This window comes from Nocardiopsis rhodophaea (assembly GCF_039530945.1).
Classification (GTDB): Bacteria; Actinomycetota; Actinomycetes; order Streptosporangiales; family Streptosporangiaceae; genus Nocardiopsis_C; species Nocardiopsis_C rhodophaea.
Map to the genome: position 1 here is coordinate 227859 of NZ_BAAAPC010000005.1, position 22729 is coordinate 250587.

Here is a 22729-nt window from a genome sequence, read left to right on the forward strand (position 1 = left end):
CCGGATTATTGAGGTAGTGACCTATGCGACGACGTGCCGCCGCCCTCGCGGTGCCGTTCTCAGCCGTTCTGCTGGCGATGTCCAGCTGCGCGTCGATTCCCGAGGACTGGAAGACCCCCGCTTTCCTCCGGTCGGACTCCGACCAGATGGACACCCGGCTGCCCTCGGTGACCGGCAAGGTCGGCGAAGCACCCAAGGTCGACTTCGAGGGGAAGGCGCCCCCCGGAGAGCAGATCTCCGGTGTGGCCAAGAAAGGCAGTGGGGAAGGCGCCCTAATCCGCAACGACGACCTGCTCCAGGTGCAGATGGTCGATTACCAGTGGACCGGCAAGGGCAAGGGCGAGCAGAAGCAGTCCTCTTATGAGAGGGGCGCGCCGGTGCTCCTCAACCTGGAGGAGATGAGCGATGACCTGCGCAAGAACCTGGTGAACCAGCCTGTCGGCAGCCGCGTCGTGTTCGTCTTCCCGGGCCAGGACCCCGAGGAGGCCAAGGCGATGGGGCAGCCCAGCCCCGAGCCCGGTGACCAGGTGTCGATCGTCGACGTCGAGAAGCGCTACGGCAAGGGCGACATCGTCGACGGAGAGCAGACCACGGACGGCGGCGACGGCCTCCCGACCGTCCCGGACGCCGGGCACGGCAAGCCGGAGATCACCATCCCCGAGGACACCGACCCGCCCAAGAAGCTGAAAACGGTCGACCTCATCGAGGGCGACGGCCCCGAGGTCACCGACGAGCAGCAGGTCGTCGTCCAGTACACCGGCGCCCAGTGGAGCGACGGCAAGATCTTCGACTCCACCTGGGACAAGGGCGGCAAGCCGTTCACGTTCGCGGTCGGCCAGGGCCAGGTCATCAAGGGCTGGGACCAGGGCCTGAAGGGCAAGAAGGTCGGCAGTCGGGTGATGCTGGTGATCCCGCCGGACCTCGCCTATGGCAAGGACGCCCCGAACGGCGCCCCCAAGGGCACACTGGTCTTCGTCGTGGACATCCTCGGCGCCGTCGACAGCACCCCGCCGCCGCAGGCCGATGCGGGGGACGGCGACAAGAAGGATGACAAGGACGCGAAGAAGGACGACGAGAAGGACAGCAAAAACAAGGACGACGAGGGCAAGAAGGACGACGGCGACAAATAGGTCGCTCTCGCCTGGTCCTGAGGTCGTCTGACGGCTCCCCGCGGGTCTGCCCGCGGGGAGCCACGGGCGGGATCAGGACGGTGCGATGAGGCTCGCCGCGTGGCGTCCTGCGGCGGCCGCCGCCAGGAAGTAGGCGGCGTCGCCGTCCAGGGAGCGGCCCATGGTGGAGAGGTGCACGGGGAGATCCTTCAACGTCTGACGCAGGCCGTCGACGGGGACTTCCACCACGAGGTGGCGCTCGGCGAGCGGGGCGGCCTGGGAGCGGACGCGGGTGCCGAAGGCGCCGGGGAGCTGGGGGACGACGACATCGGCCGGGGCCAGGGCGACCCTGCCGTAGGCGGTGAGGCTGTGGTGGGACACCCCCCGGTGGCGCTCGCGGGGATCGGCCTCGCTGACGCGGAGGGCGGCCACGGCGTGGCCGCCCAGGGCGGCCGCCGCGTTGACCGCCTCGCCGGCCGCGACACCAGAGAAACCCCACGGGGTTCCGGTGCCGAGGTTGCCCGGGCCCTGGGTCACGATCGCGACGTCGGCGCCGAGGATGTGCCGCGCAGCGAGCAGCCCCGTGTGCACCGTCACCGTCTCCAAATCCCCGCCGAACGCTTGGCCCACCGTGACCGTGGCCGCGAGCAAGCCGGCCTCGCGTAGACCGGCGACAGAGCGGGAGAAGGCGGCGGGCAGGGCGCCGCCGTCGAGCATCACGTAGACCACGCGGGCCTCGGGCCCAGAATCGTGGACTCCCGCCAGGATCGCGGGCAGGGCCGAGTGCAGGTCGGCGGTGACCACCGGCATGCCGTCGACGCCGTCGGCGTCGCGCAGCAGGGCGTGGTGCGGGGAGTCCTGCTCGTCGGCGCCGAGCACCGTCGTCTGCAGCGGTGTGTAGCGCGCCTTGACCAGATGCCCGGGTGCCGGGTCCGGGTCGGGCGGGAGGCGGTCGGGGAGCGCGACGACCATGGCGTAGCCGCCCGTGCCCAGCCCCATATCCAGCGCCGTGGTGTTGAGCAGCACCCGGTCGCCCTTCTCCGGTCGGCCGACGAGGTCGGTGTAGGCGAGTGCGCGGCAGGTGCGGTCGCCGTTCTCCTCGCTGCCCTGTGCCCGTTGCCCCGTTCCGACGGCGCTGTCCGCTCTGGGGTCGTCGCTGGTGGGGCCGCCCTCGGTGACGCGGACATCGAGTTCGGCCGCCCCGGGCCAGGTGCGTCGGATTGCGGTGACTTCTCCTGAGCGCCATCTGATCACCCTTGGCACGGTACCGTCATGGCCCAGAGGCGTAGGGGGAGAACGCGCGAGAATCGCCTGTGGGCGCGGGAGAAAGGAAGCGGCGATGTCGCGGAAGAAGACCGAACGGCAGCTCAATCTCGTGATCTGCCTGCTCGCCACGCGACGGTTCCTCACCGCGCGCGAGATCCGCGCGACGGTGGCCGGATACTCCGAGGCCGAGAGTGACGCCGCGTTCAAGCGGATGTTCGAGCGCGACAAGAAGGAACTGCGCGAGAGCGGCATCCCCATCGAGACGGGCGGCGGCGATATCTGGAACGACGAGGAGGGCTACCGGATCTCCCGGGCCGACTACGAGCTGCCGGAGATCGAACTGCTGCCCGACGAGGCGGCCGTCCTCGGCCTGGCGGCGCGGGCGTGGCGGCACGCGGCGCTGGGCGACGCCGCGGCCAACGCGGTGATGAAGCTGCGCGCGGCCGGGGTACCGGTGGACTCGGACGCCGCCCCCGGGATCACCCCGGTCCTCGGCACGGACGAACCGGCGTTCCTGCCGATGTGGCAGGCGGTGCGGGACGGCCGCGCGGTGGCCTTCGACTACCGCAAACCGGGCCAGCAGACCTCCGCCCGGCGGGAACTGGAACCCTGGGGCGTGGTCAACGTCAAGGGCCACTGGTATGTGGCCGGCTACGACCGCCAGCGCCAGGCGCGGCGCGTGTTCCGGCTGGGCCGCGTCACCGGCCCGGTGGTGCCGCTCGCGGGCGGCAGGACGGTGCGGGTGCCGGAGAACGTGGACGTGCGGTCGGTGGTCAGCGGCCAACCGCACGAGCCGGAGCGCGTGGCGCGGCTGCGGGTCCACGCCGACTCCGCCCACGAGCTGCGCCGCGGCGCCCTGCGCGTCATCCCCGGCACCGCCGAACAGGGCCAGCACAGGTGGGATGTGGTGGATTACCCCTACACCGACCTGGACCAGCTGGTGGGCACCGTGGCGCGGTTCGGCGACCGGGTGCGAATGGAGGCGCCGGAGGAGGCGCGCGCGGCCCTGGTGCGGCACCTGTCGTTCGTGGCGGACCAGGAGCCGCTGGAAGAGGACGCCGAACCGGTGAACGGCGGCGCCCCGGAGCCCGAATCCCGGCGCTCGGCGTCCACCGCCGAGCAGCTGCGTCGGCTGCTGATGCTGGTGCCCTACGCGCTCAGCCACGACGTCCGGGTCCCGGAGGTGGCCGGGCACTTCGGGCTGTCCGAAGCCCAGGTGCTGAAGGACCTGAGCCTGCTGTGGATGTGCGGGCTGCCCGGGTACACGCCCGGCGACCTGATCGAGGTGGACCTCGAAGCGGCGCGGTCGACCGGCGAGATCATCATCGGCAACGCCGACACCATCGCCCAGCCGCTGCGGCTGACCGCGGACGAGGCGGCGAGCCTGGTCGTGGGCGTGGAGCTGCTCGGCGAACTGCCGGGGATGGGCGGTAGCGACGCGCTGAAGCGGGCCGGGGAGAAGCTGCGCGCCGCGGCGGGGGCCGCGGCCGACCGGTTCGTCGACTCCGTGGGTGTGCGGATCGAGCTCACCGACGAGGTCCGCGAACTGCAGCGCCGCTGCGACGAGGCGCTGCGCGCGGGCCAGCTGGTGCACCTGCGCTACCTGTCCGGCTACGTGGACGAGGTGACCGAGCGCGACGTTGACCCCATGGGGCTCGTGGTGCAGGACGGTCACACGTTCCTGGAAGGCTGGTGCCGCCTGCGCCAGGACGTCCGGCTGTTCCGGCTCGACCGCGTACTGGATCTGACGGTGCTGCCCTATCCGGCCGAGGTGCCGTCGCGGGCGCGCCGCCGCGATCTGAGCGGCGGTGTGTTGCAGCTCTCGGAGGACGACGCGCGGGTGACGCTGGACCTGGACGCGTCGGCGCGTTGGGTGACCGAAGACTACCTGTGCTCGGAGGTGCGGGAGCTGCCCGATGGGCGGCTGCGGGCGACCCTGCGGACGCCGGCCCCCGCGTGGGCGTGCCGTCTGGCGCTGCGGCTGGGGCCGCGGGCGCGTGTGGTGGCCCCGCACGACCTCGCCAAGCGCGTCCGCGAGGACGCGCGCCGCGCCCTGTCCGCCTACGAGGGGGCGGGGTAGCGGATGACGGGCGACCAGCGAGCGGCGACGCCGGGAAACGTGCCGATCACCACACGCGGCGGCGTTCGGATCGTGGCCATGCCCGGTTCGTCCGGGTGTCGGGTGAATTTCGGATACGACGAAGTAAGGTGAGACGGTGCTTGTTTTCGTCGGCCTCGCGGTGGTGACCGCGGTCGGGACACTGGTCGTGGCGGTCCTTGTCGTCCGCATGCTGGCGGAGATGCGGCGGTTGCACGCCGCGATGGAGCGGACCGGCGACGAGCTGGCACCCGGCTACGCGGCGCTGCGCGACGCGGGTGAGCGCGCTCGTGAGCAGGTGCGCGTGGTGCACGCCAGCACTGCGCGTACCATCGATGAGGCAGGTAGCGCCCCGAAGAGAGGTTGAGCCATGGGGATGGATGCCAAGACCATTGCACTTCTGGTGCTGATCGCACTGGTGCTGTTCGGCGCGAAGAAGCTGCCCGAGCTGGCCCGGTCGCTGGGACGTAGCGCCCGGATCCTCAAGGCCGAGAGCAAGGGCCTGATGGACGAGGAGACCGGCGAGCAGCACGGCGAGAAGGCGGACCCCGCCCAGCAGGGGCAGCAGCCCTCGACCCCCGCCCCCCAGGCCTACGATGTCCACCAGGGGCCGACCAATGGGCAGCAGCCTGCGCCCGGCGGCTACCCGGAGCTCCCCTCGGGCCAGCGTATCGTCAACGAGAACGGTGAGCCGGTCCGTCGCGGCTACAACGACTAGTACGACGAGGACGACGAGGACGGCCACCGCGGCCGGGACGGTCGTGCGGACCCGACCGGTGGGACGGCGCGGCCGGTGCGGTCACCGGTTCCTCGCCCGACCGGCCGGACCAGCTGGACCGTCCGGATGTGGCGGCGACCGGAGGATACGGGGGACCCGCCCGGGGGGTGAGGTCGGGAGAAGGCGCCGGAGCCCGGTGCGCTCTCCCGAGACCAACGCCCGGGTGGTAGAGCGAAGAGCAGGACCGGCGGCGCCCCTACGGGACGGGCGGCGCTGGTGACGACGTGCGTTGAGGGTTCGAGGAGCGTAGACGGGCGATGCAGGTGCGGCGACAGCGGCGGGTGAAGGACCCGGAAGGGCGCATGCCGCTGATGGATCATCTGCGCGAACTGCGCAACCGGCTCGTCAAGGCGATGATCGCCATCGCGCTCGGCACCGTGGTCGGCTACTACGTCTACGACCCCGTCTGGGCGGTCCTCAAGGCGCCCTACTGCGCGCTGCCCGAGGCCCAGGCAGTGGTCGACGGCGGGCAGTGCAACCTCATCTTCACCGGGGTCTTCGACGCGTTCTTCGTGGCCTTCAAGGTCTGGGTGATCGTCGGCATCCTGGTCTCCAGCCCCTTCTGGCTCTACCAGCTCTGGGCCTTCGTAGCGCCCGCCCTGCGTCGCCGGGAGCGGAAGTTCACCTACGTCTTCGTGCCGCTGGCCGTCGTGCTGTTCCTGACCGGGGCCGTGCTTGCCTACTACATCACCAAGCTGGCGATGGAGGTGCTCTTCGGCTTCGCCCCCGCCGACGCGGTGCCGATGATCACCATCGACAACTACCTCAACTACATGATGTTGATGATGGTGGTCTTCGGCGTCGGCTTCGTGATGCCACTCCTCGTCGCGCTGCTCAACCTCATGGGCGTCCTGCCGCACGCGGCCATCGCCAAGTGGCGCCGCGTCATCATCTTCTTCTCCTTCGTGCTCGCCGCGGTCCTCACACCCGCCGAGCCGATCTCCATGCTCGCGCTGGCGATCCCGATCATCCTCCTCTTCGAGCTGGCGGAACTCTTCTGCTTCATCAACGACCGCCGCACCCGCGCCGTCGACGCCCTGGCCGACCTCGACGACGACGAGATCTCCTCGCTCGACGACGTGATGGACGAGGATGACAATGAGGGAGCCCGGGGAACGCCGAAGCGCTAGGGTCATCCTCGGATCCGCCCCCTGCGGCCGGATCCGATCCCAACCCGCCGGAGCACATCCCCGAGTAGCAGGAGGCGAGCACGATGAGTGACAAGCCCGCCGAAGAGACCAAGCGCGAGCTTCCGCCCGAGGCGATGGGCAACGAGAAGTGGCACGACACCACCGACGCGGTGTGGATGCGCTCCTCGCTGTCCCGTGAGGACTCCGACGCCATCGTCGAGGTCGCCAAGTTCGACGACGGCTTCCGTGCCGTCCGCGACGGCAAGAACCCGGAGAAGGGCATCCTGTTCTTCACGCCCGCCGAGTGGGAGGCGTTCGTGCTGGGCGCTAAGGACGGCGAGTTCGACATTCCGGAGGAGTACCTCACGCCCGAGGAAGCGGCCATCCAGCGCGGTGAGGTGCCGGTCACTGCGGTTCCCTCGCCGAACAACACCAGGCCCGCCAAGGACGCGGAGACCGACGAGAACACGACGTCGGACTAGCGGAGAACGGCTCGGTCCGGGTAGAGATAGAGGGCACTGACACGGAGCCGGTGGACGGGAACGTGCCGTGCGCGTCGCGGTACATCACCCCCGTGGACCGGCTCCCCGACCGTCCCTCGCTGCCCCCGATCGGAACCGCCATGGCTCAGCAGATCGCGCTTTTGGTCAACCCCGCCGCCGGCCGCGGCCGTTCTGCCGTGGTCGGTGCCCGCCTCCTGAGTGCGCTGCGGGGCCGCGGCGCTGACGTCTCGGTCCACATCGGCCGCAGCCCGGCGGACACCGTGCGCCTGGCCCGCGACGTCGTCGCCGAGGGCCCTGACGCGCTGGCGGTCGTCGGCGGTGACGGACTCGTCCACGGCGCGCTGCAGGCCGTGGTGGGGACCGACGTACCGCTGGGGATCGTTCCCGCGGGAACCGGAAACGACATCGCCCGCGCCTTCGCGGTCCCCCGCTCCGTGCCCGAGGCCGCCGAGGCGATCCTCAACGGCCGCACCACCGACGCCGACACCGTGGCCGCAGGAGGCCGCTACTACCTGAGCGTGCTCGCCTGCGGCTTCGACTCACGCGTCAACGAGCGGGTGAACGGTTTCCGGTTCGGGCTCGGCCGGATGAATTACCTCATCGGGCTGGCCGCCGAACTGTCGTCCTTCTCGCCACTGCCCTTCACCGTGGAGGTCGACGGCGAGCGCCTGGAGGCCGAGGGCATGCTCGTGGCCGTCGGCAACACCTCCTCCTACGGCGGCGGCATGCGCGTCTGCCCGGGAGCCGTCGCCGACGACGGCCTGCTGGAGGTCGTGTTCGTGCACGCCGTTCCCCGCGCCTCGTTCCTCCGCTTCTTCCCCCATGTCTTCGACGGCAGCCACACCGGTCTGGACGAGGTCACCGTCCTGCGCGGGCGCACCGTCGCCATCAGCGCCCCCGACCGCGCCGCCCGCCCGGTCGTCGGCTACGCCGACGGCGAGCGCCTCGCTGAACTGCCCATCACCTGCGAGGTGGTGCCCCGTTCGGTGCGCGTGCTGACCTGACGCGGCGGGCCGCACTGTCGGCCGGTTGTCGCCTTTCCGGGGGGAACCACCGGCCACCGCCACCGCCCGCGGCGGGTTCGCCGTCCGCGTCACTCGCTCACACGCCATAGGCTTGATCAATATGAGTACGCACGCCGCGCGTTACGCCGAATTCCGTCGGCGTCAGGCTGAATCCAGCGGGACGATCGAGGAATTCCAGAGGCTCTACGGTTTCGAGTTCGACCCCTTCCAGATCCGCGCCTGCAAGGTGCTGGAGTCGGGGCACGGCGTGCTGGTAGCGGCGCCCACCGGGTCGGGCAAGACCATCGTCGGCGAATTCGCCGTGCACCTCGCGCTGCGCGACGGCGCCAAGTGCTTCTACACCACCCCGATCAAGGCCCTGTCCAACCAGAAGTACACCGACCTGGTGCGCCGCTACGGCCAGGACAGGGTCGGCCTGCTCACCGGCGACAACAGCGTCAACGGCGAGGCACCGATCGTGGTCATGACCACTGAGGTGCTGCGCAACATGCTCTACGCGGGTTCGCACACCCTCGGCGGTCTCGGGTACGTCGTCATGGACGAGGTGCACTACCTCGCCGACCGCTTCCGCGGAGCGGTCTGGGAGGAAGTCATCATTCACCTGCCGGAGTCGGTGCAGGTCGCCGCGCTCTCGGCAACGGTCAGCAACGCCGAGGAGTTCGGCGAGTGGATGCAGCAGGTGCGCGGCGACACCACGGTGATCGTGGACGAGAAGCGCCCCGTGCCGCTGTGGCAGCACGTGATGGCCGGCAAGCGGATCCACGACCTCTTCGTCCCGATCGAGGACGAGGCCGCGGACGGAGGCGACGACGCCGAGGCGGAAGACGGGCGCGGCCGCAAGCGGAAACGCAAGCGCGACCGCCGCGAGAACGGCGTCCGCAGCGCCGAAGTCGTGTTCAACGGCGAGAAGCAGCGGGTCAACCCCCGGCTCATCCGCCTGGCCCAGGAGGACGACCGGATCACCCAGCTCGCCCATCGGCGCCGCCACCCGCAGACCCGGGCGCGGGGCGGCCCCCGGCCGCGCGCCAAGTTCGCTCCGCCGAGCCGCGTCCAGATCATCGACGAGCTGGACCGCGAAGGCCTGCTCCCGGCCATCACCTTCATCTTCAGCCGCGCCGGGTGCGACGACGCCGTGCGCCAGTGCATGGCCACCGGGCTCTCCCTCACCACCGAGGACGAGGCCGACGAGATCCGCGAGTACGCCGAGCGGCAGTGCGCCGAGATCCCACCCGCCGACCTCGCGGTGCTCGGTTACCACGAGTGGCTGCGCGCCCTGGAGAACGGGGTGGCCTCGCACCACGCTGGACTGCTGCCCACCTTCAAGGAAGTCGTGGAAACCCTGTTCGCTCGGGGGCTGATCCGCGCCGTCTTCGCCACGGAGACCCTGGCGCTGGGCATCAACATGCCGGCGCGCACCGTGGTCATCGAGAAGCTGGACAAGTGGAACGGCGAGACGCACGCGGCCCTCACACCGGGGGAGTACACCCAGCTCACCGGTCGGGCCGGGCGGCGCGGCATCGACGTCGAGGGCCACGCCGTGGTGATCTGGCAGCCCGGAACCGACCCGGAGGCGGTCGCGGGCCTGGCCAGCACCCGGACCTACCCCCTGAACTCCAGCTTCCAGCCCTCCTACAACATGGCCGTCAACCTCGTCGGCCAGGTGGGCCGCGAGCGCAGCCGCAACATGCTGGAGGCGTCCTTCGCCCAGTTCCAGGCCGACCGCGCCGTCGTCGGCCTGGTCAAGCAGCTCCGCAAGCACGAGGAAGCGCTGGAGGGCTACGCCAAGGCGGCCGAGTGCCACCTGGGCGACTTCATGGAGTACGCGCGGCTGCGCAGGGAGCTGAGCGACCGCGAGGCGCAGGCGTCCAAGGGGCGCGCCTCGCGGCGCCGCGAGGAGGCCGTGGCCAGCCTGGAGCGGCTGCGGCCCGGCGACATCATCCGCATCCCCGCCGGGCGGCACACCGGCTTCGCCGTGGTGCTGGACCCCGGCACCCGCGGTGAGCTCCCGGCCCCGCTGGTGCTGACTTCCAACCGGCAGGTCAAACGCGTGAACGCCGCCGACTTCCCGGTGCCGGTGGAACCGGCGGGCCGACTGCGGATCCCGAAGAACTTCTCCGCGCGCTCCGCTCAGGACCGCCGCGACCTCGCCTCGTCGCTGCGCAACCGCCTCAAGGAGACGGGCGGGGAGGGCCGTCCGCCACGCGGCGGCGAAGGCGACCGCGGTCCGGAGGATCCGGAAATCAACCGGATCCGCCGGGAGATGCGGTCCCACCCCTGCCATGGCTGCGCCGACCGCGAGGACCACGCGCGCTGGGCCGAGCGCTACTTCCGCCTGCTCAAGGAGACCGACAGCCTGCGCCGCCGGGTTGAGGGCCGCTCACACGTCATCGCGCGCACCTTCGACCGCGTCTGCGGTGTGCTGCAGGACCTGCACTACCTCGACGGGGACACCGTCACCGAGGAGGGGCGGCGGCTCGCGCAGGTCTACTCCGAGCTCGACCTGCTGGTCGCCGAGTGCCTGCGCCGCGGCCTGTGGGAGGAACTGGACCCGCAGGACCTGGCGACCTGCGTCGCGTCGCTGGTGTATGAGTCGCGGCGCAACGACGACCCCTTCCCGCGCGTGCCCGACGGCGCCCCGGCCCAGGTGCTGGAGGAGATGGAGCGGCTGTGGGGCGAGCTGCACGACGTCGAACACCGCCACAAGGTCTCCTTCCTGCGCCGCCCCGACCTGGGCTTCGTGTGGATCACGCACCGCTGGGCACGCGGCGACCGGCTGGACCGGATCCTGATGGAGGCCGACATGCCGGCGGGTGACTTCGTGCGCACCACCAAGCAGTTGGTCGACATGCTCAGCCAGATCGCCGGTGCCGCCCCCGGAGGCAGCAAGGTGCGGGCCAACGCGCGCAAGGCGATCGACCTCGTCCGGCGCGGCGTGGTGGCGTACTCGTCGGTGGGCTGAGCGGGGGAGGCCCCCGACCGGGTCAGCCGGTGCGCAGCCATACCGCGGCGTCGCCCGGAAGCTCGTACGGGGGCAGATCCGCGCTGGCGACGACCACCTCACCCGGCGGCAGCGGGACCGGTGCGCTCCCCGTGTTGACCAAGATCAGGTGGTCGTCGCGGCGGAAGGCCAGGACATCGCCGACATTCAGCTCACGGTCCCAGGTGAACCGTGTGCCGGAGGAGAGCGCGCGACGCGCGCGCAGAGCCGCCCGGTACATCTCCAGGGTGGAACCGGGGTCGCCGGTCTGGGCCGCCACGGAGAGTTCGGACCACCCCTCCGGCTGGGGAAGCCACCCCGCCGCGCGCCCAAAGCCCAGGGAGGGGCCGGACTTCTCCCAGGGGATGGGCACCCGGCAGCCGTCCCGCCCCTTGGCGGTGTGCCCGCTGCGCTCCCACACCGGATCCTGCAGCTGCTCCGGCGACAGGTCGGCCACCTCCGGCAGTCCCAGCTCCTCGCCCTGGTAAATATAGGCCGCACCCGGCAGGGCCAGCTGCAGCAGCGCCGCCGCCCGCGCGCGGCGCAGCCCCAGGGCGGGGTCGGCGGGCGGCGCCGTGCCGTCGCTCATCAGCCACGACGTCAGGTCCGTTCCCGGCGGCAGGCCGAACTTTGAGGCGGGGCGCACGGTGTCGTGGTTGCCCAACACCCACGTTGGCACGCTCCCGGCGGCGGTCGCCCCGTCCACGGCCTCCTCGATCACCGCGCGGTAGGCCGCCGCATCCCAAGGACACAGCAGGAAGTCGAAGTCGAACGCCTGGTGGAGCTTGTCCGGACCCAGGTAGCGCAGCCTCCGATCGGTCGGCAGCCAGATCTCGCCGATGGCGACGCGCGGCGGAGTGAACCCGTCCAGGATGCGCCGCCACTCCCGGTGGATGTCGCGCACCTCGGGGCGGTCCAGGAACGGGTGGTCGGGGTTGGCGGTCACCTCGTCGGCGTGGCTCGGGACCATGACGACGTCCCGCAGCGGCTCGTTCAGATCCTTGACCATGGCGTAGGCGACGTCGATCCGGAAGCCGTCGACGCCGCGTCGGCACCAGAACCGCAGGATGTCGTCGAACTCGGCGCGCACCTCGGGGTTGGACCAGTTGAGATCCGGCTGGTCCTGGTGGAACAGGTGCAGGTACCACTGCCCGTCGGGCGTCCGCGACCAGGCCGAGCCGCCGAACCGCGACGCCCAGTTGCTCGGGGGCCGCTCGCCACTGGGGCCGATGCCGTCGCGGAACACGTAGCGGTCGCGTTCGGGGGACCCTTTCGGCGCGGCCAAAGCGGCCTGGAACCAGGGGTGGGCCGAGGAGGTGTGGTTCGGGACGATGTCGATGTAGATCCGGATACCCCGCCCGTGTGCGGCCTCGACGAGGGCGTCGAAATCGTCGAGGGACCCGAAGCGCGGGTCGACATCGCGGTAGTCGGCCACGTCATAGCCGCCGTCGGCCATCGGGGAGGGATAGAAGGGAGACAGCCACACGGCGTCGACACCCAGGTCGGCGAGGTGGCCGATCCTCCGGGTGACGCCGATCAGGTCGCCGGTGCCATTGTCGTCGCCATCGGCGAAGCTGCGGGGGTAGATCTGGTAGATGACGGCGTCGCGCCACCACGCATCGGTCTCAGGGGTGCCTCGGGGAGCGCTCATGCCGGGAGTGATCACCGGTCCTCACGCCGGGGAAACGTCCGCGGGCCAGGTCTTCAGCGGGGATCGCAGCGGGTATCGTCCGGGAGGATTCGCCGTTCCCGTCCACGCGAGTCCGTCTTCTTCCGTACGCTTCGGGCCGGAATGTAGGTCTATAGCACCATGCCACCGCGCACTCTGCTGATCACCAATGACTTCCCGCCGCGCCGCGGCGGAATCGAGACCTTCTGCTATGAGGTAGCACGGCGCATGCCCGGCGCTGAGAGCGGGGGCCTGGTCGTCTACACGTCATGCACCGAGGGGCTAGAGGAGGCCGAGCGCGACTTCGACCGGCGGCAGCCGTTCCCAGTAGTCCGCGACAGCTCCCACATGCTGCTGCCCACCCGGCGCGTCGCACACCGGGCCGCCGGACTGCTCGAACGGTATGGATGCGAGCGCGTCCTGATCGGGTCGGCGGCGCCGCTGGGGCTGCTCGCCGGAGGCCTGCGCGACGCGGGGGCGCAGCGGATCATCGCGATGTCCCACGGCCACGAGGTGTGGTGGGCCCGCGTCCCCGGCGCGCGGCTGGCGCTGCGCCGCATCGGGGAGAAGGTCGATGTCCTGACCTACCTGGGCGACTTCACGCGCGACGAGATCGGTCGGGCGCTGCGTCCGGCCGACCGCGATCGCATGGCCCGACTGACGCCGGGCGTCGACCCCGGGGCGTTCACCGCTAACGGAGACGGGACACCGGTGCGAGAACGCTACGGCCTGGGCGACGGCCCGGTCATCCTGTGCGCCTCCCGGCTGGTACCGCGCAAAGGCGTCGACACCCTGATCCGCGCCATGACCTGGGTCCGGACGACCCTGCCCGACGCCCGCCTCGTCGTGGTGGGCCAGGGGCCGGACGAAAAACGCCTGAGAGAACTGGCGGCATGGACAGGAGTCAGTGAACACGTCGTGTTCGCGGGAGGCCACGGCCACAACGACATGCCGTCCTTCTACGCCGCCGCCAACGTCTTCGCCATGCCCTGCCGAACGCGCAAAGCAGGCCTAGAGGCCGAAGGACTCGGCATCGTCTACCTGGAGGCGGCCGCCAGCGGACTCCCCGTCCTGGTCGGCTCCTCCGGCGGCGCCCCCGACACCGTCCGCCACGGCGAAACCGGCTTCGTCGTCAACGGCCGCGAACCCCGCTCCGTCGCCAGCAAGCTCCAACGCCTCCTCATCGCCCCCGATCAAGCCCAGGCCATGGGCCAACGGGGTCGGGAGTGGGTCCTGAAGGAATGGACGTGGGATCTCTCCGCCCAGCGCCTGGAGGAGCTGTTTTCCGCAGGACGGTGACCGACTGCTCTGGTGACTCGCCGCAGGTTTCGGCCGGATCCCCGCCTGTGCGGGGCGCACTCGATCACGGTGGACGGCTGGTACGGGCCGCAGGGACCATCCCCGCCTGTGCGGGGCGCACGGCGTGCACGACGTGGCGCTGTGCGGCAACGGGGGACCATCCCCGCCTGTGCGGGGCGCACACCAGGTGGTGACGGTGCACCCGGATCGCGTGGGGACCATCCCCGCCTGTGCGGGGCGCACTGGATCACCGGCCTGCTCACCTGGGTCATCGGGGGACCATCCCCGCCTGTGCGGGGCGCACCCGGATCGGTCGCCGCGGTAGAGGAAGTTGCGGGGACCATCCCCGCCTGTGCGGGGCGCACCCCCCTCCCGGGGATCTCCGAGTTCACGTTCAATGGACCATCCCCGCCTGTGTGGGGCGCACCTTCGTGGCCTGCGTTGATGCGGGGCGTTATCCAATTTTGGTGTTCGTTTTTTTCCTTCACTGAGAAGTGATCCTAGCTCGGGCTAGAGCCAGGTGGGTCTGCCCGCTGGGAGGCCTGGGGGCCGCCAGGGTCAGACGTATCGTGAGATAAGGTGTTCTGCGTCACCATATAGTTGGACGACCTACTAATTGCTCGGTCGTCTGTGGCGTAGGAGAGGGAAAGCATGGCCGTGGACCGCACGCTTCCAACGTCGGAGGCAGCAGACCTGCTGGAGCTTGTTCGGGAGATCGCGAGCAAGGAGCTCTCGGGGCGGGTCGCGGCCGATGAGGAGAACGCGGCGTTTCCTCGGGACGTGTTCACCCTGCTCGGGCGGGCCGGGCTGCTTGGGCTGCCCTATCCGTCCGAGTACGGCGGGGGTGACCAGCCCTACGAGGTCTACCTTCAGGTGGTCGAGGAACTGGCCACCACCTGGCTGGCCGTCGGCCTCGGGTTAAGCGTGCACACGCTCTCCTGCTTCCCCGTGGCCACCTATGGCACCGAGGAGCAGCGGGCCGCGCTGCTGCCCGACATGCTCGGTGGTGAGCTGCTCGGCGCCTACTGCCTGTCCGAGGCCCAGTCCGGGTCCGATGCCGCGGCGATGTCCACGCGCGTGCGGGCCACCGAGTCGGGATACCGGGTCGACGGTGCGAAGTCGTGGATCACCCACGGCGGGCACGCCGACTTCTACACCCTGTTCGCGCGGACCGGTGCGCCCGACTCTGGCAGCCGAGGCATCAGCTGCTTCCACGTACCCGCCTCCACCCCCGGCGTCTCCGCCGATGCGCCCGAGCGGAAGATGGGGATGAGCGCCTCGCCGACCGCCGTCATGCGGTTCGACGGCGCCGAGGTCGGGGCCGATGCGCGCGTCGGCGAGGAGGGGCAGGGGTTCTCCATCGCTCTGGCCGCGCTGGACTCCGGGCGGCTCGGCATCGCCGCAGGCGCGGTCGGGGTCGCCCAGGCCGCGCTCGATGTCGCTCTCGACTACGCCCGCGAGCGGCAGCAGTTCGGTCGGCCGATCATCGACTTCCAGGGGCTGAGCTTCATGCTCGCCGACATGGCCACCCAGATCGTGGCCGCCCGCGAGCTGTACCTCGCCGCGGCCCGACGCCGCGACGCCGGGCGGCCCTACGGCAAGCAGGCGGCGATGGCCAAGCTCTTCGCCACCGACACCGCGATGCGGGTGACCACCGACGCCGTCCAGGTCCTCGGCGGGTACGGCTACACCCGCGACTTCCCGGTCGAGCGGTTGATGCGCGAGGCCAAGGCGCTGCAGATCGTCGAGGGCACGAACCAGATCCAGCGACTGGTGATCGGCCGCCGCCTCTCCCAGGGGGAGTGAAGGCGACACTGTCTGTTCGCTGAGTGTTGAAACCGATGCTCTCCGAAGTCCTCGGCAAAGTGAACGGATGCCGCACGGGGAACCTTGAGCCCCGCTGTTTCATGGGAACCGTTTGCCCGACACGGATTGGTAACAGGGGATTCGATCCCCTGTTATGTGTGAATATTCGCTGATACGACATGTTCATAGGTCGGTGGGGCATGCGTCACAGCCGCGTGTGTCCCGGTGATCGGACCCGCGCCGTCATGGCGCGCCCATAGTGAGGCCGACGGAGGCGGAACGTGGCGAGAGTCCAGCTGGCGGGGGTTACCAAGACCTACCCTGACGGCACGAGCGCGGTGAGCGGTCTCGACCTCGATATCGACGACGGGGAGTTCCTCGTCCTCGTCGGTCCCTCCGGGTGCGGCAAGAGCACCGCGCTGCGCATGATCGCCGGGCTGGAAGAGATCACCGCGGGGACGCTCACCATCGACGGCCGCGTCGTCAACAGAACGCCCGCCCGCGCCCGCGACGTCGCCATGGTCTTCCAGAGCTACGCGCTCTACCCCCACCTGTCCGTTCGCGACAACATCGGGTTCGGCCTGCAGCTGCGCAAGCTGCCCAAGTCCGAAATCAACAACCGGGTCGAGAAGGCCGCCGACACCCTCGGCCTGACCGAACACCTCGACCGAAGACCGCGCAACCTTTCCGGTGGTCAGCGCCAGCGGGTGGCCATGGGCCGGGCCATCGTGCGCAAACCCAAGGCCTTCCTCATGGACGAGCCCCTGTCCAACCTTGACGCCAAGCTGCGCGTCCAGATGCGCGCGGAGATCTCCCGCATCCAGCGGAACCTCGGCGTCACCACCATCTACGTCACCCACGACCAGGTCGAGGCGATGACGCTCGGCGACCGCGTCGCGGTGCTGAAAAAGGGCGTGCTCCAGCAGGTGGCGCCGCCCCAGGAGCTCTACGAGCGCCCCGCCAACATCTTCGTCGCCGGGTTCATCGGCTCTCCGGCGATGAACCTGTTGCAGGCCCGGGTGGAGCACGACGACCACACGGATGCGGGCGCCCGGCTGGTTGTCGGCGGACAGAAGCTGGACCTTTCCGCCGCGATGGTCGAGGAGCGTGGCCTCGGCGCGTACGTGGGACGCGACATCGCCGTCGGCATCCGGCCCGAGGACATGGAAGACGCCGACCTTTCCGCCGAGGCCGACGGGACCGTGCTGACCTCCACCACCGAACTCGTCGAGGCCCTCGGCTCCGAGTTCCTCGTCCACTTCCGCCTGGACGCCCCGCCGGTCGTCACCGAGGACACCCGCGAGCTCGCCCGCGACGTCGGTGTCGATGTGGACACAGCCGAAGCGGGCTGGGCGGGGAGCGAGATCACGGCGCGGTTCAGCCCGCGTTCGAGTACCGCGATCGGCCGGCCGGTGCGAGTGCGCGTCGACACGGCGCGGTTGTACTTCTTCGACCCCGAGACCGGTGTCGGCATTTGGGGAGACCCGGCGTCCCACAGCAGCGAAGTGGAGGACACACATGCCTAAGCACGTGTGGATAACGCGCGGACTGGCCGCGATCGCCGTCGGCGGACTGCTGGCCGCCACCGCCTGCAAGCCGGGCGACGGGACGTCCGGCGCCGGGGGAGAGCTCGACGGCGTCACCCTGACGGTCGCGGCGAAGTGGACCGGCACGGAGCAGAAGAACTTCGAGGAGGTTCTCGACGGCTTCGAGAAGGACACCGGGGCCACCGTCAACTACGAAGCCACCGGGGAGGACACCGGAGCCTACCTCGGCCCCAAGATCGAGGCGGGGGAACCACCGGACATCGCCGCCCTCCCCCAGCCCGGACTGGTGCGCGAGTACGCCGAACAGGGGGCGCTGAAGCCGCTGCAGGGCGAGGCGGCCACCGCGCTGGAGAGCAACTACACCGGTTACTGGCGCGATCTGGGCTCCGTCGACGGCGAGGCCTACGGGGTCCTGCTCAAGGCCGCGCACAAGTCGATCATCTGGTACCGGCCGAGCGCCTTCGACGCCGCCGGGGTGACACCGCCCGAGACGTGGGACGAACTCGTCGACACGACGTCCCGCACGCTCTCCAACGCCGGTATCACCCCGTTCGCGATGTGCGGCGCCTCCGGGTGGACGCTCACCGACTGGTTCGAGAACGCCTACCTGTCGCACGCGGGCCCGGAGAACTACGACAAGCTCGCCGACCACGAGATCCCGTGGACCGACGACACGGTCGTGCAGACCCTCACCACACTCAGCGAGGTGTGGGGCGAGGACGACATGATGAAGGGCGGTCAGAAGGGAGCCGTCCAGACCGCCTTCCCCACCTGCGTCTCCGAGGTCTACGGCCAAGAGGAGGCCGCCATGGTCTTCGAGGGCGACTTCGTGGGCTCCAGCGCGGCGGAGGCCGGGGCGACGGTGGGCGAGGACGCGGTGGCGTTCCCCTTCCCCGCGGTCGGTGACAAGGCGCCGGTGGTCGTGGGCGGGGATATCGCCGTGGCCATGACCGAAAGGAAGGGCGTCCAGGAACTGATGGCCTACCTGGCGTCGCCCCAGGCGCAGTCCACGTGGGCGGGGCTCGGCGGCTACCTGTCGGCGAACTCCGGTGTGCAGCCCGACGCCTACGCCGACGAGTTCACCCAGGACCTGTCCGCGACCATCGTGGAGGCAGGCGAGAACGTCCGCTACGACCTCTCCGACCAGGTCCCCAGCAGGTTCGGCGCCACCGAGGGCCGGGGCATGTGGTCGATCCTGCAGGACCTCCTGCGCGGCTCCACCGACCCGGAGGGCGCGGCGAAGGCACTGGAGAAGGCCGCCTCGGAGGCGTAGGCGCGAAGCCGACCGGCGGGAAAGTGGGGTTCGATGGCGACGACCGGAACACCTGCGGGCGGGCCGGACGCGGGCGTTCCCGCGCCCGATGAGAGCACGGGGACAGCCCCGCCCGGCGGTACGGGCCGCCTGGGCCCGCCCTCGTGGCTGGCGCTGGTCTTCCTGCTGCCCGCGCTGCTGTTCCTCGGCATCTACATGGTCTATCCGATCCTCTTCTCCATCTACCGGAGCCTGTGGGACGCCCAGGGGACGGCGTTCGTCGGGATCGACAACTACATCACGATGTTCACCAACCCGGAGACGTTCATCGCGCTGCGCAACAACGTCATCTGGGTTGTTGTGGCGCCTGTCCTGGTGACCGTCACCGGGCTCATCTTCGCGGTGCTGACCGAGCGCGTCCGCTGGTCCACCGCTTTCAAGATTGTCGTGTTCATGCCGATGGCCATCTCCTTCCTGGCGTCCGGCGTGATCTTCCGGCTCGTCTACGAGCAGGACCCCGAGCGCGGTCTGGCCAACGCGATCATCACCACGGTCCACGACACCATCTCTCCCTCAGCCGCCTACCCCGACGCCCGCCCGCGCCCCGAGGCGCCGCTCACCGAGGCGTCCGGCGGGGGGTACGAGCTGGCCGGCGAGGTGCGCACGGGGGAGACGGTCCTGGTCCCCCTGGTGGGCCTACCGCCCGACGACGTGCCCGACAGCGCCGAACCCGCTGTGCCGGCGCAGGAGACCGGGGGCGCACTTTCGGGCACCGTGTGGCTCGACTTCACCCGCGGCGGCACCGGCCGGCACGGCGCCATCGACTCCACAGAGATGGGCCTGCCCGCGATGCGGGTCCAGGCGGTGCGGGACGGCGAGGTGGCCGCTCAGGCCCTCACCGAGGACGATGGCACGTTCGAGCTCGCCGGGCTGGACGGCGACGGCCCCTACACCCTCCGGCTCGCCGCGGACAACTTCACCGAGCCCTACCGCGGCCTCACCTGGCTGGGGCCCACGCTTATCACCCCGTCGATCATCCTCGCCTACCTGTGGGTGTGGGCGGGGTTCGCGATGGTGCTCATCGCGGCCGGGCTCGCGTCGATCCCGCGCGAGGCGCTGGAGGCGGCCCGCGTCGACGGGGCCACCGAATGGCAGGTGTTCCGCCGGGTCACGGTGCCGCTGCTGTCGCCGGTGCTGATGGTCGTCTTCGTCACCCTGATGATCTACGTATTGAAGATCTTCGACCTGGTGTTCATCATCGCCCCGGGCTCGGTCCAGCGCGACGCCAACGTGCTGGCCGTGGAGATGTGGCGGGTGTCGTTCGGCGGCGGCAACGACCAGGGGCTGGGCAGCGCGCTGGCGGTCTTCCTGCTGGTGCTCGTGATCCCGGCGATGATCTTCCAGATTCGCCGGTTCCGGCAGGAGAACCAGTGAGGAGCCGGTGCGAGGCGCAATCGGAGGCGAGCCGATGAGTACACGCGAGGAGACGCGTCCGGAACGCCCCGAGGGGGTCCCGGACGCCGCGGCCGGGAGCGGCGTCGCCCCCGGGGACGAGGGCGGGCCGCCGCGGGCCCTGGCGGAGCGGATCGTGGCCCGCGTGGGCTCGGGCGCCATCCAGGTTGTGCTGGTGCTGGTGGCCCTGTTCTGGCTGATGCCCACGCTGGGGCTGTTCGTCTCCAGCCTCCGCTTGCCGCAGGACAACGCCTCCTCCGGGTGGTGGACGGTGCTGGCCGCGCCCTCGCAGCTCACCCTGGAGAACTACGCCGGTCTGCTGGACAACGAGGGGTTCGTCGCCTCGTTCTTCAACACCGTCCTGATCAGCGTGCCCTCCACCGTGTTGATCGTGGTGATCGCCGCGCTGGCCGCCTACGCCTTCGCCTGGTTGGAGTTCCCCGGCCGCGACTGGCTCTTCCTGGGCGTGGTCGGGCTGCTCGTGGTGCCGTTGCAGGTGGCGCTGATCCCCATCGCGCAGGTGTACGGGCCCCTGGGCGTCTACGGCTCGATCCTGGGCGTAGTGCTGTTCCACGTCGGCTTCGGCCTGCCGTTCGCGATCTTCCTGCTGCGCAACTTCTTCGCCGCGATTCCGCGCGATTTGCTGGAGGCGGCGCGGATGGACGGCGGCAAGGAACTGACCATCTTCCGCCGGGTGATCCTGCCGCTGGGGGGTCCGGCCATCGCCTCGCTGGCGATCTTCCAGTTCCTGTGGGTGTGGAACGACCTGCTGGTGGCGCTGGTGTTCGCCGATTCCGCCAACCAGCCGATGACCGTGGCCCTGCAGTCGGAGATGCGCCAGTTCGGCGCCAACATCGACATCATCTCCTCAGGCGCCTTCCTGTCCATGGTGGTGCCGCTGCTGGTGTTCTTCGCGTTCCAGCGCTACTTCGTGCAGGGCGTCATGGCCGGCGCGGTCAAGTAGCCGCCGAAGCGCCCGGAGAACGAGGGCGACGAGGGGGAGGAGCGGGGCGGAAGGCGACCAGCGGCCCGGTCGGACGCGCCCTCGGCGCGACCGACCGGGCCACGGCGGTTCCCGCGGGCCGGAGCGATCAGCGGTTGGCGGGGTGGCCGATGGCCAAGCCGCTCTCCCGGTCGAAGTAGTGCAGCTGGGTGACGTCGACGCTGAGCGTGACGTCCTGGCCCCGGCGCACCCAGCTGCGCGGGCTGACCCGGGCGGTGAACAGTGTCTTGTCCTCGCCCAGCGGCAGCGTGGCCGATTCCGCTCCCGGGCCGCCCGCGGCGTCGGCGGCCAGAGCGGCGGCGTCTTCGTGCTGCACCGGCGGGGCGTTCACCGTGAAGATGACATTGATCTCGGTGCCGAGCTCCTCGGTGACATCGGCGGTCACGGTCATCGCGGCCGGGCCGTGCGAGGAGATCTCGGCGTCTTCGAAGTCGGAGGGGCGCAGGCCGAGGATGACCTGGCGGCCCAGGTAGGCGCGCAGTCCGTCGCGGGCGTCGAGCTCGGCGGCGGAGATCGGCAGCGTGTGGTCGGCGAACTTCAGCTGTGCGCCATCGCCGTCCTGCTGCAACTCGGCGACGACGAAGTTCATGGCGGGCGAGCCGATGAAACCGGCGACGAACAGGTTGACCGGCTGGTCGAAGAGGTTTTTGGGGGTGTCGACCTGCTGGAGGCGGCCCTCGCGCAGCACCGCGACGCGGTCGCCCAGGGTCATCGCCTCGACCTGGTCGTGGGTCACATAGACGGTGGTGACACCCAGGCGCTCGTGGAGCTGGTTGAGGGAGGCGCGCATCTGGACGCGCAGCTTGGCGTCGAGGTTGGACAGGGGCTCGTCCATGAGGAAGGCCTGGGGTTCGCGGACGATGGCCCGGCCCATGGCCACCCGCTGGCGCTGCCCGCCGGACAGCGCCGCCGGCTTGCGCTTGAGGTAGCCCTCAAGGCCGAGCATGGCGGCGGCCTGGTCGACCCGCGCCTTGATCTCGGCCTTGGGGATCTTGCGCAGCTTCAGACCGAAGGCGAGGTTCTGCTCGACCGTCATGTGCGGGTAGAGCGCGTAGTTCTGGAAGACCATGGCGATGTCGCGGTCTTTGGGGGGAAGGTCGTTGACGACCTGGTCACCGATGTACAGCTCGCCGTCGGTGATCTCCTCCAGCCCGGCGATCATCCGCAGCGCGGTGGACTTGCCGCAGCCGGACGGGCCGACCAACACCATGAACTCGCCGTCGTTGATCTCCAGGTTGAGGTCATCGACGGCCTTGACGTTCCCGGAGTAGACCTTGTCGACGCCGTCGAGGACGATCTTCGCCATTGGCGATCATCTCCCGTGCTCGTAGCCCGCCCGGAGGCCCGGAACGAGCAGCTGTTCTTCTGTGATGATCGATTCGTATCGAATCGTTGGATCAATTGAACAGCAGTGCCACATCTTCTGTCGAGAGTTTGCACGGTTCCGATCATGCGGCGACCACGATGTGAGATATCCCGATGCTGGGCGCGGGGGAGCCGGGTGTTCCCGTCCGCGCGGCCCCGCCTCCGACACGTCGCCCGCTGATTTCGGACGTTCGTCCCATACGCCCCTTTGGAAAAAGCGGGGGGCGACACCGCCGGGCCGCCCCATCACCCGCCCCACCACGGCGAATACACTGCTCAGAGAGGGTGCGAGACCGGTGGACTGGCATGGATTCGGCGGGTGCGTTAGCCTGTCGGCGGTTATCCGATTCCAGTTACTTCGTGCGCTCGACGGCCTTGGGTTGGTATGCCCGGCCTGCACGCCCTCGGGTGTGGCCCCGGCGCCCGACACGGGTCGCGGGGGTTGCGGCG

At 70.2% G+C, this 22729-nt stretch carries 17 protein-coding genes; 14 read left to right on the plus strand and 3 right to left on the minus strand.

Features of this window, described 5'->3' with window-relative positions; translation table 11 throughout:
• The first annotated feature begins 23 nt into the window (after positions 1 to 23).
• The gene (locus ABD259_RS07730; protein WP_344105102.1) at positions 24 to 1130 is read left to right on the plus strand and encodes an FKBP-type peptidyl-prolyl cis-trans isomerase; all 1107 of its coding nucleotides are present in this window, start codon (positions 24 to 26) and stop codon (positions 1128 to 1130) included.
• Between the two features lie 72 nt (positions 1131 to 1202).
• On the opposite strand, the gene ABD259_RS07735 is transcribed toward ABD259_RS07730, so the two are convergent.
• Positions 1203 to 2363, minus strand: a complete 1161-nt coding sequence (locus ABD259_RS07735) for a DUF3866 family protein (RefSeq protein WP_344105104.1) — start codon at positions 2361 to 2363, stop codon at positions 1203 to 1205.
• 85 nt (positions 2364 to 2448) lie between these two features.
• On the opposite strand from ABD259_RS07735, the gene ABD259_RS07740 reads away from it, so the two are divergent.
• From ABD259_RS07740 to ABD259_RS07770, 7 genes are all read left to right on the plus strand, one after another.
• Positions 2449 to 4455, plus strand: a complete 2007-nt coding sequence (locus ABD259_RS07740) for a helix-turn-helix transcriptional regulator (protein WP_344161175.1) — start codon at positions 2449 to 2451, stop codon at positions 4453 to 4455.
• Between the two features lie 136 nt (positions 4456 to 4591).
• Complete coding sequence (locus ABD259_RS07745; RefSeq protein WP_344105108.1) at positions 4592 to 4840, plus strand: hypothetical protein; 249 nt, start codon at positions 4592 to 4594, stop codon at positions 4838 to 4840.
• 9 nt (positions 4841 to 4849) lie between these two features.
• On the plus strand, positions 4850 to 5191 hold the full coding sequence (locus ABD259_RS07750) for a twin-arginine translocase TatA/TatE family subunit (RefSeq protein ID WP_344105165.1): 342 nt from the start codon (positions 4850 to 4852) through the stop codon (positions 5189 to 5191).
• A 362-nt stretch (positions 5192 to 5553) separates the two neighbouring features.
• Positions 5554 to 6381, plus strand: coding sequence for a twin-arginine translocase subunit TatC (gene tatC / locus ABD259_RS07755; protein WP_344105167.1), 828 nt, complete (start codon positions 5554 to 5556; stop codon positions 6379 to 6381).
• 83 nt (positions 6382 to 6464) lie between these two features.
• Positions 6465 to 6863 carry a DUF397 domain-containing protein gene (locus tag ABD259_RS07760; RefSeq protein ID WP_344105110.1) on the plus strand — a complete coding sequence of 133 codons (399 nt, stop codon included), beginning with the start codon at positions 6465 to 6467 and terminating at the stop codon, positions 6861 to 6863.
• A 140-nt stretch (positions 6864 to 7003) separates the two neighbouring features.
• The gene (locus ABD259_RS07765) at positions 7004 to 7888 is read left to right on the plus strand and encodes a diacylglycerol/lipid kinase family protein (protein WP_344105169.1); all 885 of its coding nucleotides are present in this window, start codon (positions 7004 to 7006) and stop codon (positions 7886 to 7888) included.
• 121 nt (positions 7889 to 8009) lie between these two features.
• Positions 8010 to 10868 (plus strand): DEAD/DEAH box helicase, encoded by a 2859-nt coding sequence (locus tag ABD259_RS07770; RefSeq protein WP_344161178.1) that lies wholly within the window; start codon positions 8010 to 8012, stop codon positions 10866 to 10868.
• A gap of 22 nt (positions 10869 to 10890) precedes the next feature.
• Here ABD259_RS07770 and ABD259_RS07775 read toward each other — a convergent pair whose 3' ends face one another.
• Positions 10891 to 12537, minus strand: coding sequence for a glycoside hydrolase family 13 protein (locus tag ABD259_RS07775; RefSeq protein WP_344105114.1), 1647 nt, complete (start codon positions 12535 to 12537; stop codon positions 10891 to 10893).
• Positions 12538 to 12696: 159 nt separating this feature from the next.
• Here ABD259_RS07775 and ABD259_RS07780 point away from each other — a divergent pair, with 159 nt between their 5' ends.
• The 6 genes from ABD259_RS07780 to ABD259_RS07805 all read left to right on the plus strand — a co-directional run bounded on the left by ABD259_RS07780 (position 12697) and on the right by ABD259_RS07805 (position 20875).
• The gene (locus ABD259_RS07780; protein WP_344105116.1) at positions 12697 to 13854 is read left to right on the plus strand and encodes a glycosyltransferase family 4 protein; all 1158 of its coding nucleotides are present in this window, start codon (positions 12697 to 12699) and stop codon (positions 13852 to 13854) included.
• 651 nt (positions 13855 to 14505) lie between these two features.
• Positions 14506 to 15660: an acyl-CoA dehydrogenase family protein gene (locus ABD259_RS07785; protein ID WP_344161181.1), complete on the plus strand. Its 1155-nt coding sequence runs from the start codon at positions 14506 to 14508 to the stop codon at positions 15658 to 15660.
• A gap of 281 nt (positions 15661 to 15941) precedes the next feature.
• Entirely contained in the window at positions 15942 to 17186 is a 1245-nt protein-coding gene (locus ABD259_RS07790) for an ABC transporter ATP-binding protein (protein ID WP_344105121.1), read from the plus strand.
• Positions 17179 to 18480 (plus strand): ABC transporter substrate-binding protein, encoded by a 1302-nt coding sequence (locus ABD259_RS07795; protein WP_344105124.1) that lies wholly within the window; start codon positions 17179 to 17181, stop codon positions 18478 to 18480. The genes ABD259_RS07790 and ABD259_RS07795 overlap by 8 nt, the downstream gene beginning before the upstream one ends.
• A gap of 33 nt (positions 18481 to 18513) precedes the next feature.
• A complete protein-coding gene (locus ABD259_RS07800) occupies positions 18514 to 19893 on the plus strand; it encodes a carbohydrate ABC transporter permease (protein WP_344105126.1) in 1380 nt (459 codons plus the stop codon).
• A gap of 34 nt (positions 19894 to 19927) precedes the next feature.
• Entirely contained in the window at positions 19928 to 20875 is a 948-nt protein-coding gene (locus ABD259_RS07805; RefSeq protein WP_344105128.1) for a carbohydrate ABC transporter permease, read from the plus strand.
• 127 nt (positions 20876 to 21002) lie between these two features.
• Here ABD259_RS07805 and ABD259_RS07810 read toward each other — a convergent pair whose 3' ends face one another.
• Positions 21003 to 22220: an ABC transporter ATP-binding protein gene (locus ABD259_RS07810; protein ID WP_344105131.1), complete on the minus strand. Its 1218-nt coding sequence runs from the start codon at positions 22218 to 22220 to the stop codon at positions 21003 to 21005.
• Positions 22221 to 22729 lie beyond the last annotated feature (509 nt).

Excerpts from the sequence above, each read along its gene's own strand:
- ABD259_RS07730 (WP_344105102.1), top strand. The coding sequence starts at position 24 with ATGCGACGACGTGCCGCCGCCCTCGCGGTGCCGTTCTCAGCCGTTCTG.
- ABD259_RS07740 (WP_344161175.1), top strand. The coding sequence starts at position 2,449 with ATGTCGCGGAAGAAGACCGAACGGCAGCTCAATCTCGTGATCTGCCTG.
- ABD259_RS07750 (WP_344105165.1), top strand. The coding sequence starts at position 4,850 with ATGGATGCCAAGACCATTGCACTTCTGGTGCTGATCGCACTGGTGCTG.
- tatC (WP_344105167.1), top strand. The coding sequence starts at position 5,554 with ATGCCGCTGATGGATCATCTGCGCGAACTGCGCAACCGGCTCGTCAAG.
- ABD259_RS07760 (WP_344105110.1), top strand. The coding sequence starts at position 6,465 with ATGAGTGACAAGCCCGCCGAAGAGACCAAGCGCGAGCTTCCGCCCGAG.
- ABD259_RS07765 (WP_344105169.1), top strand. The coding sequence starts at position 7,004 with ATGGCTCAGCAGATCGCGCTTTTGGTCAACCCCGCCGCCGGCCGCGGC.
- ABD259_RS07770 (WP_344161178.1), top strand. The coding sequence starts at position 8,010 with ATGAGTACGCACGCCGCGCGTTACGCCGAATTCCGTCGGCGTCAGGCT.
- ABD259_RS07775 (WP_344105114.1), bottom strand. The coding sequence starts at position 12,537 with ATGAGCGCTCCCCGAGGCACCCCTGAGACCGATGCGTGGTGGCGCGAC.
- ABD259_RS07780 (WP_344105116.1), top strand. The coding sequence starts at position 12,697 with ATGCCACCGCGCACTCTGCTGATCACCAATGACTTCCCGCCGCGCCGC.
- ABD259_RS07785 (WP_344161181.1), top strand. The coding sequence starts at position 14,506 with ATGGCCGTGGACCGCACGCTTCCAACGTCGGAGGCAGCAGACCTGCTG.
- ABD259_RS07795 (WP_344105124.1), top strand. The coding sequence starts at position 17,179 with ATGCCTAAGCACGTGTGGATAACGCGCGGACTGGCCGCGATCGCCGTC.
- ABD259_RS07800 (WP_344105126.1), top strand. The coding sequence starts at position 18,514 with ATGGCGACGACCGGAACACCTGCGGGCGGGCCGGACGCGGGCGTTCCC.
- ABD259_RS07805 (WP_344105128.1), top strand. The coding sequence starts at position 19,928 with ATGAGTACACGCGAGGAGACGCGTCCGGAACGCCCCGAGGGGGTCCCG.
- ABD259_RS07810 (WP_344105131.1), bottom strand. The coding sequence starts at position 22,220 with ATGGCGAAGATCGTCCTCGACGGCGTCGACAAGGTCTACTCCGGGAAC.